The sequence below is a fragment of the Mycobacterium sp. KBS0706 genome, from assembly GCF_005938675.2.
GTDB lineage: Bacteria > Pseudomonadota > Alphaproteobacteria > DSM-16000 > Inquilinaceae > Inquilinus.
Window position 1 is genome coordinate 1 of the sequence record NZ_VCCH02000060.1, and the last position, 13984, is coordinate 13984.

Annotated in this window: 15 protein-coding genes; 8 read left to right on the forward strand and 7 right to left on the reverse strand. The window is 66.7% G+C overall.

The genetic code is table 11. The annotated features are described in order from the left end of the window. The 3 genes from FFK22_RS43225 to FFK22_RS27210 all read left to right on the forward strand — a co-directional run. A partial coding sequence (locus tag FFK22_RS43225; protein WP_186002676.1) for a PHP domain-containing protein occupies window positions 1–650 on the forward strand: 650 nt, incomplete at its 5' end. Window positions 651–695: 45 nt separating this feature from the next. Continuing rightward, window positions 696–968: a hypothetical protein gene (locus FFK22_RS27205; protein ID WP_138890915.1), complete on the forward strand. Its 273-nt coding sequence runs from the start codon at window positions 696–698 to the stop codon at window positions 966–968. Window positions 969–982: 14 nt separating this feature from the next. Then, the gene (locus tag FFK22_RS27210) at window positions 983–2329 is read left to right on the forward strand and encodes a nicotinate phosphoribosyltransferase (protein ID WP_221938887.1); all 1347 of its coding nucleotides are present in this window, start codon (window positions 983–985) and stop codon (window positions 2327–2329) included. Window positions 2330–2348: 19 nt separating this feature from the next. On the opposite strand, the gene FFK22_RS27215 is transcribed toward FFK22_RS27210, so the two are convergent. Then, window positions 2349–3170 carry a universal stress protein gene (locus FFK22_RS27215; RefSeq protein ID WP_138890914.1) on the reverse strand — a complete coding sequence of 274 codons (822 nt, stop codon included), beginning with the start codon at window positions 3168–3170 and terminating at the stop codon, window positions 2349–2351. Between the two features lie 285 nt (window positions 3171–3455). Between FFK22_RS27215 and FFK22_RS27220 the strand changes: the two genes are divergently transcribed. The 4 genes from FFK22_RS27220 (at window position 3456) to FFK22_RS27235 (ending at window position 6217) form a co-directional block, all read left to right on the forward strand. Then, window positions 3456–4322 carry an RMD1 family protein gene (locus FFK22_RS27220; RefSeq protein ID WP_138890913.1) on the forward strand — a complete coding sequence of 289 codons (867 nt, stop codon included), beginning with the start codon at window positions 3456–3458 and terminating at the stop codon, window positions 4320–4322. 24 nt (window positions 4323–4346) lie between these two features. After that, window positions 4347–4880, forward strand: coding sequence for a Spy/CpxP family protein refolding chaperone (locus FFK22_RS27225; protein WP_138890912.1), 534 nt, complete (start codon window positions 4347–4349; stop codon window positions 4878–4880). A gap of 81 nt (window positions 4881–4961) precedes the next feature. Further along, a complete protein-coding gene (locus tag FFK22_RS27230; protein WP_138890911.1) occupies window positions 4962–5399 on the forward strand; it encodes a universal stress protein in 438 nt (145 codons plus the stop codon). A gap of 221 nt (window positions 5400–5620) precedes the next feature. Beyond that, on the forward strand, window positions 5621–6217 hold the full coding sequence (locus tag FFK22_RS27235; protein ID WP_186002677.1) for a chemotaxis protein CheB: 597 nt from the start codon (window positions 5621–5623) through the stop codon (window positions 6215–6217). Window positions 6218–6300: 83 nt separating this feature from the next. Here FFK22_RS27235 and FFK22_RS27240 read toward each other — a convergent pair whose 3' ends face one another. The 5 genes from FFK22_RS27240 to FFK22_RS27260 all read right to left on the reverse strand — a co-directional run bounded on the left by FFK22_RS27240 (window position 6301) and on the right by FFK22_RS27260 (window position 11317). After that, window positions 6301–6537, reverse strand: a complete 237-nt coding sequence (locus FFK22_RS27240) for a hypothetical protein (RefSeq protein ID WP_138890909.1) — start codon at window positions 6535–6537, stop codon at window positions 6301–6303. Window positions 6538–6864: 327 nt separating this feature from the next. Beyond that, the gene (locus FFK22_RS27245) at window positions 6865–7281 is read right to left on the reverse strand and encodes a hypothetical protein (RefSeq protein ID WP_138890908.1); all 417 of its coding nucleotides are present in this window, start codon (window positions 7279–7281) and stop codon (window positions 6865–6867) included. A 105-nt stretch (window positions 7282–7386) separates the two neighbouring features. Beyond that, complete coding sequence (locus tag FFK22_RS27250; RefSeq protein ID WP_138890907.1) at window positions 7387–8061, reverse strand: phosphoribosyltransferase; 675 nt, start codon at window positions 8059–8061, stop codon at window positions 7387–7389. A gap of 78 nt (window positions 8062–8139) precedes the next feature. Then, window positions 8140–10221 (reverse strand): NAD(+) synthase, encoded by a 2082-nt coding sequence (locus tag FFK22_RS27255; protein ID WP_138890906.1) that lies wholly within the window; start codon window positions 10219–10221, stop codon window positions 8140–8142. A gap of 142 nt (window positions 10222–10363) precedes the next feature. Next, window positions 10364–11317, reverse strand: a complete 954-nt coding sequence (locus FFK22_RS27260; protein ID WP_221938888.1) for a 1-phosphofructokinase family hexose kinase — start codon at window positions 11315–11317, stop codon at window positions 10364–10366. 317 nt (window positions 11318–11634) lie between these two features. Between FFK22_RS27260 and FFK22_RS27265 the strand changes: the two genes are divergently transcribed. Then, window positions 11635–12000, forward strand: coding sequence for a hypothetical protein (locus FFK22_RS27265; RefSeq protein WP_138890905.1), 366 nt, complete (start codon window positions 11635–11637; stop codon window positions 11998–12000). 66 nt (window positions 12001–12066) lie between these two features. Here FFK22_RS27265 and ftsH read toward each other — a convergent pair whose 3' ends face one another. Then, entirely contained in the window at window positions 12067–13941 is a 1875-nt protein-coding gene (gene ftsH, locus FFK22_RS27270) for an ATP-dependent zinc metalloprotease FtsH (RefSeq protein WP_138890904.1), read from the reverse strand. Between the last annotated feature and the right edge of the window lie 43 nt (window positions 13942–13984).

The window sequence follows — 13984 nt, forward strand, 5'->3', positions numbered from 1 at the left end:
AATACATCGCCATCACCGACCACTCGCGCCGACTGACCGTCGCCCGCGGTCTCGATGCCGCAGGACTGAGGCGACAGATCGCGGAGATCGACCGCCTGAATGCGGAGGGGCTCGGCATCCGCATCCTCAAGGGCATCGAGGTCGACATCCTTCGCGACGGATCCCTCGACCTGCCCGACCATGTGCTGGCTGAGCCCGACCTGGTGGTCGCGGGCGTCCACGGCGCCTTCCATCTGGACCGGGAGGTGCAGACGAGACGGGTCGAGCGGGCCCTCGCCCATCCCCTTGTCACCATCCTGGCTCATCCGACGGGACGCCTGATTGGCGAGCGCGACGCGTATGACGTCGACATGGACCGGATGGTCCAGGTGGCGCGCGCCCATCGGACGATCCTCGAGATCGACAGCGATCCGGAGCGCCTCGATCTGCAGGACGTCGATTGCCGCAGGGCAAAGGCCACCGGAGTTCTAATGTCGATCGACTCCGACGCCCACCAGGTTGGCGCCTTCGCAAATCTCGCCTACGGCGTCTCGCAGGCGCGACGCGGTTGGGTCGAAGCCGCCAACGTCGTCAACACGCGATCGCTCGATGCGCCGCGGCTCCTCGCGGAAGGGCGAACAGGGCGGCGTGTCACCCTCACTGCGGCCTGATCCGTCGAGAGCGTAGCGGATCCAAATGATTGAAGGAGGTTCGATATGTCCCAGATCTGCCATCTGACCTATGTGGTGGAACCGAGACGCGATGGATGGACCGTGGTGTTCGGGCGGGAGGGTTTCGGCCACTTCGAGACCCGTCGCGAGGCGCTCCGCTCGGCGGGGCACGACGCCAGCTTCTGCCGCTCCCTCGGCCATGATGTCGAGCTTCACGCCCGGCGGCGGGATGGCCGGCTTCGCCGGATCCGCATCCCATGCTGGGACTCGGTGTGCGAGGCTTCCAGCCATGCATCGGGCTCGCGCGGTCCTGTCTGACCAGGGAGCGACCGATGCGCACGATGGAGAGTCCGCTTCTCCTCGATCTCTACCAGTTCACCATGATGGCCGCCTACATCGATCACGGCATGACGGCCTCGGCGGTGTTCGAGTTCTTCGTCCGCAAGCTGCCGGCCCGGCGCGGTTTCCTGATGGCCGCCGGACTCGAGCAGGTGCTCGACTATCTCGAAGGGCTGCGCTTCGGCGAGGATGATCTGCAATACCTGGCGCAGACCGACCGCTTCTCTGCCGGGTTCCTCGACTATCTCGCCGGCTTCCGGTTTTCCGGCGACGTCGACGCCATGCCGGAGGGCACGGTCTTCTTCCCCGACGAGCCGGTGATCCGCGTGACGGCACCGCTTCCTGAAGCCCAGATGGTCGAGACCCGTCTGGTCAATCTGCTGCAGTTCCAGGCGATCGTGGCGTCCAAGGCCGCCCGCATGGTGCTCGCAGCGCCCGGCAAGCGGCTGGTGGATTTCGGCTTGCGGCGTGCCCATGGCGCCGAGGCCGGGCTGCTGGCGGCGCGCGCCGCCTATCTCGCCGGCTTTGCCGGCACGGCCACGCTGGCGGCCGAACAGCGCTTCGGCATTCCCGTCTTCGGCACCATGGCGCATTCCTTCATCCAGGCTCATGACGACGAAGTCCTGGCCTTCGAGCGCTTCGCCCGGGCGCGGCCGCGCGACCTCGTCCTCCTGATCGACACCTATGACACCGAACGTGGCGCTCGGCGCGTCGTCGAGCTGGCGCCCCGTCTGGCGCAGGACGGAATTGCCATCCGTGGCGTGAGAATCGATAGCGGTGACCTGGCCGAGCACGCCCGGCGGGTGCGGGCAATCCTCGATGCCGGCGGGCTCGGCAAGGTGCAGATCTTCGCCAGCGGCGGCCTGGACGAGGACGATCTGTCGGCGTTTACGGCTCGGGCCGTCCCGATCGACGCCTACGGGATCGGCACCAGCCTGACGACCTCCTTCGATGCCCCCGCCCTCGATTGCGCCTACAAGCTGCAGGAGTACGACGGGGTGCCTCGCCGAAAGCGGTCGGAAGGCAAGGCGACCTGGCCGGGACGGAAACAGGTGTGGCGGCAGCAGGACGCCGGCGGGCCGATCGCGGCCGACGTCGTCGCGCTGGAAGCGGAACAGGAAACCGGCCGGCCCCTGCTCGAGCCGGTCATGCGCGGCGGGCGGCGGCTACCGGGGCTGCCGACGCTGGCCGAAGCGCGGCAGCGTGCGGCCCGCGAGCTCGCCTCCCTGCCCGCCGCACTCCGGCAGTTGGGGACAGCGGCGCCCGCCGTCCGGATCAGCGATGGGCTGCAAAGGCTGGCCGAGGCTTGCGATCGCAGCGACCCGCTCCCGCCACGGTGAGGGAGCAGGTCCCGCCGGCTCAATGCGACATCAGGACCGGCACGGTCATGGACCGCAGGATCGACCGCGTGGCGCCGCCGAAGATCATCTCATGGAAACGCGCGTGTCCGTAGCAGCCCATGACCAACAGGTCCGCGCTCCGGTCGGAGATGAAATTGAGGATCTCCGTCGGGACGTCCGGGGCAGGGAGCTCGCGGACCACCACATCGGCGCGGACATCGTGGCTGGCCAGGTGCCGCGCGATATCCATGCCCGGGACCTGGTCCTGCTTCGGCGGCGTGACGGCCAGGACGTCGACCTGCCGTGCGCGCTGCAGCAGCGGCATCGCGTCGGCGACCGCACGCGCGGCCTCGCGGCTCGCGTTCCAGGCGACCACGACATGCTCGCCCGGGACGGTCGTCGCCGCACCGGTTCGAGGAATGATCAGGATCGGCCTGCCGCTGGTCAGCGCCAGTTCTGGCGCCAGCCCGAAGGAGGTGGGCTCCCGTTCCGGATCGCTCTGGTCAACCACGACGACGTCGGCATAGCGCCCGTGGATCGAGATCGTGTCGATGAGGTCGCCACGGCCGGACCGCCATTCGCTGTGCCCGGCGTAGCCATAACGTTCGATCGTCGTGTCGAACCGGCGCTTCGCGTCGGCTAGATCCTGGTCGTTGGCCCGCTCCAGCGCCTCGATCGCCGACGCCGGAAGCGCCTCCATGCCGACGAGGCCGGTCCAGACGTCACGGCGGATGCCAAGTCCGATCAGCCGGGCATCCTGGCGGCGGGCAAAGTCGATGGCCGCGGCAAGGGCGGGGGTGTCTTCGCCGCCGACGTGAACCAGAACATCGCGATAGGGCATGATCTCCTCCTGAGGTCCAGGCGAGGGCGGCGCCGGCAGGGTGCTCGGCCGTCCCAGCACGCACCACCATCGGAAGTTCCGGGGCCTGATTCCTTGATCGGGATCAAAACGGGGCCTCGATGTTCGCACGGATGCCGGGTGCCCATGGGACAGGGCTCATCCGGGCCGATACCGGCTCGCTTGATCTGGCGCAAAGCGGCTGGGCCGCCGCTCGTGTAGCCGGAAGAACGACGCGGGCGGCGGAGACAACTCGTGTCGATCCGGGGCAAAGTTCGGGCGGGACAGATGGACGATCGCTTCGGGAGGCCGGCACCGCCCGGCGCGTCGGAGGAATCGGCGACGGTCCGTGAACCCGCGCTCGCAAGCGAGCAAAGTGGCGGAATTCTGGCGCGAGCGCTTCTGCTCGGCGAACGGCTCGATACCCGAGCGCTCAGGCTTGCGGAAACGACCGCGCTGCTGCTGCCGATGACGGTCCGGGTCGGGGATGGCTGGGTGATGCTGTTCCGCTACGGCGTGATTGTCGCCTTCGGCCTGTCGCAGGCGGCCGAGGCCGCGTTCCTCGCATCTGTGGCGCACGCGGTCCGCGAGCCGCTGCCGGCGCCGGAATGCGAAGAGGTTCGCATCCAGGTGGATGGTGCGCGCGAGGAAACGCTCGATGCAGCCGGGGCGATTGTCGTGCGGCAGGCGTCTCCCGATCGCTTGCGGGCGACCGCGGAGATCCTGGCGCGGAACGCTCTGCTGTCACATCATGAAGCGACCATCGCGGAGCTGTTCGACCGGATCGAGCCGCTCGCGATCGCGCTGCGCCGCGAGGGCCGTATCGGCTGGCGCGACCGGGACTTGTTGCGCCAGATCGGCGACGTTCTGTTTACCCAGCACAAGATGGTCGGCCGGGCCGAGGCGATGGAAAAGCCGGAGCTGCTTTGGGAGTATCCCGAGCTCGAACGCCTGTATGCCCGGCTTGAAGCGGAATACGAGCTTCGCGATCGCGCCAGGGTGCTCGACACCAAGCTCGACCTCCTGTCGCGCAGTTGCGAGACGATGATCGGCCTGGTCCAGGCCCGGCGCAGCCTGCGCGTCGAATGGTATGTGGTCCTCCTGATCGTGGCCGAGCTGTGCCTGTCGATCTTCGCCCTGTTGCGGGCGGGCTAGGCCGGATGGCGGAGCGAAGACGTCTTGATCCAGGTCAAGGAAGACGTCGGAACCGGGTGGAACAGTGGTCCGGCGCGTCCTCGCGAGAGGGGCGGGTGGATCGTCGGAGAAGCCTGCGTGTCGATCGAGCATACTGTCCGAATTCTGGGGGCGGCGGCCCTTTCGGCGACGGCTTTGCTGGCCAGCGCGCCGATCGCGATCGGATCCACGGCGGTTCCAGGTATCCGTGCTGAAATCGCGCGAGACGCCTATGATCAGGCAGCGTGCGGCTACTGGCTGGGCGACGGCGCCTCTCGGGACCTGGCCTGGATTGAGGAGACCGTCAGGCCGACGGAGAGTCAGCGTGCTTCCTTCGACGCGTTCAGGGCGGCGGTGCAGCAGGCCCAGGAGACGATGCGGGCGGCCTGCCGGGCCGGTCCGTCGGACGAACCGGAGGTGGTGCCCAGAGAGATCGAGGCAATGCTCATGGCATTCGCGATCATCTGCCCCGCCTTCGACGCCCTCTACGCCCAGCTGACTGATTATCAGAAGGTCCATCTCTACGAAGCCATGGAATGAGGCGGCGAGCGTAGCGACCAGCCTTGCGGTCCGAAGGGCCGCCGGACGGAGCGGGCCGAACCCCGTAGATCGGAGGCAGACATGTTCGAGCACATCCTCATCCCGACGGACGGATCGCCGCTGGCCGAGCGCGCCGTCGATCGCGGCCTTCGCCTGGCTGCAGCTTTCCGCGCCAGCGTCACGCTGTTGACGGTTTTCGAGCCTTTCCACGTGTTCAGCCTGAGGCCTGCCCAGCTGTCGGTGACCGAGGCCGACTACGAAGACGCGATGAGGCAGCGCGGGCATGAGCTTCTGACCGGCGGCATGACCCTGGCACGGGACCTGGGCGTGACCTGCGAGCCGGTGGTGGTTGGGGACGAGCAACCCTATCGCGCCATCATCGATGTCGCCACGGAGCGGCGCTGCGACCTGATTGCGATGGCGTCCCACGGGCGACGGGGCGTCTCAGCCCTCGTTCTCGGCAGCGAGACCCAGAAGGTGCTGACGCACTCGAAGATCCCGGTCCTGGTGTTCCGCTGATCGGGGGCGGCCGTGACCCCCGAGGCGAATCGGCACTCCTGCGATCTTCCCGGCCGACGCATTCGCGTGATGGACCCTGCCTGCCTCCAGGAATCCTGGCTGGGCGGGCTATGGCCACGCGCCAAATCTGCTTGCCTTCGCCGAATGCGCCGACTTGGCTTTGGCTTCGAGAACCCGTACTGGCGTATGACGTCCCGACGACATATCGCGGAGCCGGCATCATGACGGGCAGCCACCGCACGACGGCACCGAAGATCGTAGCGATCGGCGCGTCTGCGGGCGGTGTCGATGCGATATCGCGCCTGCTGGGTGGCTTGCCCCGAAATCTGCCTGCGGCGGTACTCGTCGTTTTGCGCCGACCGCTCGAGAGAGTCAGCCACCTTCCGGGAATATTATCGCGGAAGACAAATTTGGACGTCCGAGTGGCCGAAGATGGTGATCGACTAGAATCCGGCGTTTGCTTCATCGGGATGCCGGATCGACATCTGGTCCTGGAGCAAGATCTGCACGTGAGTACCTGGCCCAACAGCTTCTACAGATCTCACAACATCGACATGCTGTTCGAGTCGTTAGCCAGGCATGCGGCAAGACGCACTATCGGCGTCATTCTCTCCGGACTCCTGAAAGACGGGGTGTTGGGCCTGAAAGCCATCAAAGAGGCGGGTGGATTGGCCCTTGTCCAAGATCCAGGCGAAGCAGAGTATCCCGAGTTGCCAGAGAATGCGATCAGGTATGCCGGGCCGGTCGATCTGATCGATACTGCCGCAGGTCTGGCCAAGGGCATCGAGCGCCTGATCTCGCGTCACCCTGACGCTTGACAAGCCGGGTTGCAATCGGTGTTGGTCTCGGCAACGACGGTCGGTATGCGCAGCTTCGGCCAGCCGACCGAATCGGCTTCTTGTCATCCAGTCTCGGCAAGAGAAAGAAATTTGGTCAATGCCTCTTGAGACTGTCGCAGGAGGCTGAGTGTTTTTTCGGCAATCGAGATGTCTCCACCGTTTTTATGTATTCTCTCGATAATCTCGCTTTGCTTCTCGATCAGAACCAAACCGCGCGTGATTTTGCGATTCACTGCGTCAATTTTTTCCTGCCGGCTGCCGAATTTGTTTTCCTCTTCAACGAGCAGGCGCAGCAGCATGTCGCGGATTTCCGGGTCCTCCTCGAAGAGGAATCGTGAATGGAAGTGATCGATATTCTGTTCGATGATGAACCGTTGTGGGCATATCGATCTTCCCTGCCCTCCGACGCGCCGGCATATCCGAGTATTCTGGCTTAAAGCCGCGGACTTCTGCCGGAAACCGCCTGAGGATACCGCTATGGTGAACCACACACGATGGGAGAGTTTTCATGGTTTCGCGATCGGCGAGATCCGGTGCTCAGGTCGGTGGGTAAACGCGGCGACGAGATCGGAGGGGCTGGCAAAGCTCGATTGCCCACAGACGGGGCTAGGATCGAACGACGGCCGCTACCGACCGGTCGTCTGATCCTTGCCTTGCCAGATCAGATAGGCCGCGATCAGGAAGCCAGCCGCGAGAACCGTGACGGCGAGTCCAAGCACGCCGGAGGCGACGGCGAACCGAAACGCGCTAGCCGTCGGGATCCCGGCGTCGGGAATAGGTTCGGCAGGAGGCATCGGGTCGCCGACGGTCGCGTATGATCCGGTGAGGGCCACCGCCAGCACGGCAACGAGGATGCCGATGCAGACGACGGCGTTGACCAGGCACAACCATGCCCAGGCGCCCCGTTCCGTCTTGGCCACGGCGAAGGGAATCAGCGCGGCGAGGATCACGGCGACCGTCCAAGCCGTCCAGGCATACTTCCAGCCAATGGCAAGGCCGGCGGCGGCGGCTGATTGAAGTTGTCCCGACAGGATCACGAGCATGAATCCAAGGGCACAAGATGCGAGCCATCGCTGACCCATCTCATCCTCTCGACATTCACTCGATCGCAAACTTATGCTTTCCTCCCGGCTGTGGATTGACCGAGATCAATTTGAGGCCGGATCGACTTCGGCTGATGGCGCGGACGAAAAGCGCCCGAGAAGATCGATCACCTCCTGGTCGGTGATCTGGCTGAAATCCCGGTAGACCGCACCGACTGCCCCATATGGCTCGATGTCCTCGAGGCAGACGACCTCATCGGCCAAGCCCTGGAAATCCGAGATCATCCCGAGCGGGCCGACCGGTACGGCCAGCACGGACCGCTTCGGCTGCCGGCGTCGCAGGGCCTCGAGCGCCGCCCGGACGGTGGCCCCGGTGGCGATGCCGTCGTCGATCACGATCGCAACGCGTCCCGCAATGTCGATCGTCGAACGACCATCCAGGTAGAGGCGGCGGCGCCGTTCGATCTCTTTGAGCTCGCGGCGGCAGAACTCCAGGAACCGGCTCTCGGAAATCGCGGCATGACGGATGACAGGGTCGTTGCGAACGATGACGGGCTTGGATCCGTCGACCACCGCTCCCATGGCCAACTCCGGGTGGGATGGCACGCCGATCTTGCGGACCAGGATCAGATCCAGCGGCGCCTCGAGGGCCGCGGCCACCTCGGCTGCCACGGGAACGCCTCCGCGCGGCAGCGCCAGGATCACCGGCCGCAGCGCCTTGTACGGGGCGAGCGCACTGGCGAGGCGGCGGCCGGCATCCGATCGATCAGCATAGGGCATAGGAGCCTCCCAATTCTGCCCGATATCCGAGGATGGCGGAAATCTGTTCAGCACCGCCCGCATTGTCTTTGGGCGGGGTCAATCCGGTCTGGTTGCGGTCCTTGGCGTCGGAGCGTTGCGGTGCAGCTCATCGGTCCAGGCGTGGGCGCCGGCATCGCTCGGCGCTCGCCAGTCTCCACGCGGAGACAGCGATCCGCCCGACCCGATCTTCGGTCCGTTGGGCATCGCCGACCGCTTGAACTGACTCGACTGGAAGAAGCGCAGGAGGAACAGCTCCAACCACTTCAGGATCGTCGCCAGATCGTATTCCCGGCGTTCGCCGGCCGGCACCCAGTCGGGCCACTCCCCGGCGTCAATTTTCCCCCAGGCGCATTCTGCCAGGAAGGCGACCTTGCTCGGCCGATAGCCGTACCGGCTGAGATAGTAGAGGTTGAAGTCCTGCAGCGCGTAGGGGCCGACGGTTTGTTCCGCCAGCTGTGCCGGGAGGTCGCCGCTGCCGGGCACCAGTTCCGGCGAGATCGGAGTGTCGAGGATCGACCGCAGCGCGTCCCGGGCGTCGTCGCCGAAGGCCCGGGTTTCTGCCGACCAGCGGACAAGATGGCGGATCAAGGTCTTCGGCACCGAGACATTGACGGCATAGTGCGACATCTGATCGCCAACGCCGTAGGTCGTGTAGCCGAGCGCCAGCTCGGACAGGTCGCTGGTTCCGATCACGATCGCGCCATGGCGATTGGCCAGACGGAAGAGGTGCGAGGTCCGCTCCCCCGCCTGGACGTTTTCGAAGGTGATGTCGTGGATCGCCTCGCCGCGTGCGAAGGGATGGTCGATGTCCTTCAGCATCTGCAGCGCCGAAGGCTTAATGTCGATCTCGCCGGCGGTCACGCCCAGCGCCGCCATCAGCCTTTGGGCGCTGTCCTGGGTTCTGCGGGTGCTCGCGAAACCCGGCAGGCTGAAACCGAGGATGTTGCGGCGAGGCAGGCCGAGCGCATCGAAGGCCTTCGCCGTGACGAGCAGGGCCTGGGCGGAATCGAGGCCACCCGACACACCGATCGCCGCCTTGTCGATGCCTGTCGCCCGGAGCCGCTGGGCCAGTCCCTGGACCTGGATCTCGTAGGCCTCCAGGCAGCGCTCGTCTCGTCGCGCCGGATCCGCGGGCACGAACGGAAAGCGATCGACCCGCCGGATGGTCGGAACCTCGCCTGTCGGCGGGTCGAGCCGGAAGGGGATGCGGCGCAGGGCCGCGAGGCGCGGGCGGTGCGTCGCGGCGCAGTCGTTGAAGCTGGTTGTCCGAGCCCGCTCCTGGCGAAGGCGATCGAGATCGAGATCGGCGAGAAGCAGCCGGGCTCCTCCGGGGAAGCGCTCGCCCTCGGCCAGGAGCGCGGCGTTCTCATAGATCAGCGCGTGACCGTCCCAGGCCAGATCCGTGGTCGACTCGCCGGGGCCCGCGGCGGAGTAGAGATAGGCCGCGATGCAGCGGCCGGATTGCGAGGCGCACAGGAGCCGCCGATAATCCGCCTTGCCGATCGTGGCGTTGCTGGCCGACAGGTTCACCAGAACAGTGGCGCCGGCGAGTGCCGCGTCGGTGCTGGGCGGAACCGGAACCCAGAGGTCTTCACAGATCTCGGCGTGGATCGCGAGGCCGTCATGGTCGGTGGCGGTGAAGAGGAGGTCGCGGCCGAAGGGGATGTCTTCGCCGCTGATCCGGATTGTCCGGGTGACGGCGGCGTCGCCCGGGGTGAACTGCCGCCTCTCGTAGAACTCGCGATAGTTCGGCAGATATGTCTTCGGCACGACACCGAGGATCCCGCCACGGTGCATGACGAGGGCGCAGTTGAAGAGCTTCGCCTCGTGCCGCAACGGGGCTCCGGCGATGATGAGGGGACGAAGGGCCCGGCTCGCCTCGACGAGCTCGGCCACAGCCGACTCGATCGCGTCGAGAAGCGCGTCCTGGAGGAAGAGGTCGTCATTCGAATAGGCGGACAGCCCGAGCTCAGGGAAGACCGCGATCACGGCGTGATGCGCCTCGGCCTGGCGGGCGAGATCCAGCGTGCGCCGTAGATTCTCCGCCGGCGAGGCGATCGCAGACTGCGGCGTGCACACTGCGGCCCGTACGAAGCCATGGGCATAGATCGAGCGGAACGGCAGACGGTCATCGGACATGGCGTCGCGCGGCCTTCGCATCATCCTCGTCCCTCGGCCAGAGGGACCATTCGCAGGATCCGTCGAATTGGCCGGCGCTGTCTTGACGCAGGTCAAGATCGGCGATGCGTTCCGGAGCTCGATTCTCTCCGCCCGATGGCGGCTAACCGGAGGCCAGGGCGGTGTCCGATTCCGTCAGCGTCGAGTAGAGCCGGTTCGTCGTCGCGCGATCGCAGAGCGTGGTCCCGGGGGCGAGAAGCGTGGCGCCGGCGGCGGCCATCCCGTAGCCGAAGGCCTCCTCGACGGTCCAGCCGCGGGCGATTCCCGTCAGCATGCCACCGACCAGGCTGTCGCCCGCCCCGACGGTGCCTCCCACCGTCACTCGCACGGCCGGCCGGTGTCGGCAGGCTTGGTCCGTCACCAGGATCGCGCCGGCGGCGCCCAGCGATACCACCACGATTTCGGCGGCATGGCGGGCCACCAGTTCGCGGGAAAACGCGACTGCCTCGTCATGAGAACGGAGGGGCCGGCCCGCGACGGATTCGAGCTCACGCAGGCTCGGCTTGACCAGGTAGACGCCCTGGCGGAGCGCCGCTGCGAGAGCACCGCCCGAGGTGTCGAGGACGAAGCTGGCATGCCGCTGGGCCGCGATGCAGGCGGCGCGACCGTAGAAGTCTTCCGCAAGGCCCGGCGGCAGGCTGCCGCTTCCGACAGCGAGCGCCCGCCCCGAGACGAGATGGTCGAAGCGCTCGAGGATCAGGCGCGCCTCATGGTCCGAGATCGTCGGGCCGGGCAGCACGAACTGGTACTGGCGGCCGCTGCCCTTGTCACGGGCGATGAAGCTGAAGCGCGTCGAGCCGGCGGTCGGAACGGCTTCCCTTAGGACACCCTCGGCATCGAGGAGGGCGCTGAGCCGTTCGCCATAGGGGCCTCCGACCGGGTAGAGGGCGATCGCATCTCCTCCCAGCCGCCGGATGACGCGTGCGACGTTGATGCCGCCGCCACCCGGCTGCTCGACGCCCGGATCGCATCGCATCTTGTGCTGGTCCACCAGCTCGGCGACGGCGGTGGAGACATCGAGCGCTGGGTTCGGTGTCAAGCAGATGATCGGCTTCATGAGCATCCTGTCTTCGAAGCGGAGGCGCCCGACCATCGCGGCGAGGCCTCTCCCGCAGACGATATCCGCTGGCCTTCAACTCGGATTTGACGCGGATCAAGCGGGCGAACCTGCCCATCGGGTAGCCGGGAAGTCGGCCGAAGCCGTCGGATACGTAGATCTCCGTACGGAGAAAACCGGATCATCGAGCGGCCGGCGACACCCTAGGATCCTGGCGCGCCGACGCGGATGGACCGCTCTGCCATTTCACGACCGCGGCGTCGCACCGGCTCGAGTGTTTCGCGAGCCGATGTCCGGCCAGACCCCGGGATAGGGCTGTGCGCAAGCCCGGGGCTTGTTTCCGATATTTCCTTTTCGGCAGCGGGGGAGGCGAGCTGATGAGCAAGGCGGTAATGCTGGCGCAGAAGTGTCTGAAGCGGCTCGAGCAGCCGCTCGACGAGTGGGAGGCCGAATGCTTCCGTCGCGCCTGCGGCTTTCTGGAATTCGGGGCCGTCCGCGGCGCTGTGTCCAGCTGGAACGCGATGATCCTTCCGGCTGGACGACGATCGGAGGTCTATTCGGGGGAGGTGCCCGCGACGCCGATGACGCCGAAGGATGCCGATCACCTCCGGCGGCGGCTTGTCCGCCTGATCGAAACGCAGGTCCGCGCGGATGAGCGGCCGGCCGGGTATGGCTGCGCCTGACAGGCAGTCGCTGTCCTTCGGGCGACGCCGTCTCGCCGTCGCCTTACGATGTAAGGTTCATCGCCGTCACGGCGAAGCGACGGCAGCCATGGGTTTGGGTGTCGCTTCGTTCTGGGGTGCCGCTGTCACCTTCTTTGCGACAGCTTCGAGATCGTCGCCGTTGATGGTCTCCTTGGCCATCAGGTCGGCCGCCGCCTGGACCAGCAGGCCGCGATTGGCCATGAGGATCGATGTCGCCTGCCGGAAGGCCGTGTCGACCAGACTCCGGATCGCCGCGTCGATCGCCTCCGCGGTCGCCTCGCCGTAGCGGCGCGGTTGCCAGCCCACGCCCGCGGGGCCGCCGAGAAAGGTCGCCGGCTCGGTCTCGTAGGCGACCTGGCCCAGCCCCGCATCCATGCCGAACCGGGCCACCATGTTGCGGGCGATGTCCGTCGCCTTCGCCAGGTCGTCGGCCGCGCCGGTCGAGATCTCGCCGAAGACCAGGCTCTCGGCCGCCCGCCCGCCGAGCAGAACGGTCATGCGGTTGGCCAGCTCCGAGCGATCCATCAGGAAGCGGTCTTCGATCGGCCGCTGCATGGTGTAACCGAGGGCGGTGATCCCGCGCGGGATGATCGAGATCTTCTGGACCGGATCGACCCCGGGCAGCGCCATGGCGACGATTGCATGTCCCATCTCGTGATGCGCGACCACGGTCCGTTCATGCGGGTTGAGCAGCCGGTTGCGCTTCTCCAGCCCGGCGACGATGCGTTCGATCGCCTGGGTGAAGTCGTCGAAGGTGACGCAAGCCGCGCCGCGGCGGGTGGCCAGGAGCGCGGCCTCGTTCACGAGATTGGCGAGATCGGCGCCCGTGAAGCCGGGGGTCATAGCCGCCACCCCCTCCACCGGCACGTCCGTGGCGATTTTGATCTTCCTGATGTGGACCTGAAGAATGTCGATGCGGCCCTTCTTGTCCGGCCGGTCGACCAGGATCTGGCGGTCGAAGCGGCCGGCGCGGAGGAGGGCGGGGTCGAGGATCTCCGGCCGGTTAGTGGCCGCCAGCAGCACCACGCCGACGCTGGGGTCGAAGCCGTCGAGTTCGGCCAGCAGCTGGTTCAGCGTCTGCTCCTTCTCGTCGTGGCCGCCGCCGGGAAAGAAGGCGCCGCGAGCCCGGCCGAGTGCGTCCAACTCGTCGATGAAGACGATGGCCGGCGCATTCTGCCGGGCCTGCTCGAACAGATCCCGCACCCGGGCGGCGCCGACCCCGACGAACATCTCCACGAACTCCGAGCCAGAGATCGAGAAGAAGGGAACCTCCGCCTCGCCGGCGACGGCCCGCGCCAACAGGGTCTTTCCGGTTCCCGGCGGGCCGACCAGCAGCACGCCCTTGGGCACCCTGGCGCCGAGCCGGCCATGGCTCGCCGGGTCCTTCAGGAAGGCGACGACCTCGCGGAGCTCCTCCTTGGCCTCATCGACGCCGGCGACATCGGCGAAGCGGACCCCGACATCCTGCTCGACATAGACCTTCGCCCTGCTCTTGCCGATCGACAGCAGCCCGCCGGAGCCCTGGCCGAGCGCAAAGGGGCGCACCAGGAAGAGCCAAAGGAGAATGAAGCCGATCGTGGGCAGGAACCAGCCGAGGATCGTCTGCAGGAGACCGGGCTCGGGTTCGCCGGAGAAGCTGACATTGTGCCTGGCGAGCGTGTCCGACAGACCAGGTTCCACCCGGATGGTGGAGAAGTTCTGTGGCTTTCCATCTCCCGGCTCGCGATAGCTGCCGGTGATCCTGGTCGGGCCGACCACCAGATCCGTGACCTTGCCATCGCGGACGAGCTCGAGGAAGGTGCTGTACGGTATGGTCTCGACGCGGCCGGGCTGCGTCAGCAGGCTCTGGACCAGCAGCACCGCCAGGACCGAGCTGATCACATACCAGAAGTTGATGTGATGCTCCTTCTTGATTTCCATGACGGCGTCTCCGAGCCCTTCTCAGCCTCTGGCCGTCGAAGGA

Excerpts from the sequence above, each read along its gene's own strand:
- FFK22_RS27205 (WP_138890915.1), top strand. The coding sequence starts at position 696 with ATGTCCCAGATCTGCCATCTGACCTATGTGGTGGAACCGAGACGCGAT.
- FFK22_RS27210 (WP_221938887.1), top strand. The coding sequence starts at position 983 with ATGCGCACGATGGAGAGTCCGCTTCTCCTCGATCTCTACCAGTTCACC.
- FFK22_RS27215 (WP_138890914.1), bottom strand. The coding sequence starts at position 3,170 with ATGCCCTATCGCGATGTTCTGGTTCACGTCGGCGGCGAAGACACCCCC.
- FFK22_RS27220 (WP_138890913.1), top strand. The coding sequence starts at position 3,456 with ATGGACGATCGCTTCGGGAGGCCGGCACCGCCCGGCGCGTCGGAGGAA.
- FFK22_RS27230 (WP_138890911.1), top strand. The coding sequence starts at position 4,962 with ATGTTCGAGCACATCCTCATCCCGACGGACGGATCGCCGCTGGCCGAG.
- FFK22_RS27235 (WP_186002677.1), top strand. The coding sequence starts at position 5,621 with ATGACGGGCAGCCACCGCACGACGGCACCGAAGATCGTAGCGATCGGC.
- FFK22_RS27240 (WP_138890909.1), bottom strand. The coding sequence starts at position 6,537 with ATGCTGCTGCGCCTGCTCGTTGAAGAGGAAAACAAATTCGGCAGCCGG.
- FFK22_RS27245 (WP_138890908.1), bottom strand. The coding sequence starts at position 7,281 with ATGCTCGTGATCCTGTCGGGACAACTTCAATCAGCCGCCGCCGCCGGC.
- FFK22_RS27250 (WP_138890907.1), bottom strand. The coding sequence starts at position 8,061 with ATGCCCTATGCTGATCGATCGGATGCCGGCCGCCGCCTCGCCAGTGCG.
- FFK22_RS27255 (WP_138890906.1), bottom strand. The coding sequence starts at position 10,221 with ATGTCCGATGACCGTCTGCCGTTCCGCTCGATCTATGCCCATGGCTTC.
- FFK22_RS27260 (WP_221938888.1), bottom strand. The coding sequence starts at position 11,317 with ATGAAGCCGATCATCTGCTTGACACCGAACCCAGCGCTCGATGTCTCC.
- ftsH (WP_138890904.1), bottom strand. The coding sequence starts at position 13,941 with ATGGAAATCAAGAAGGAGCATCACATCAACTTCTGGTATGTGATCAGC.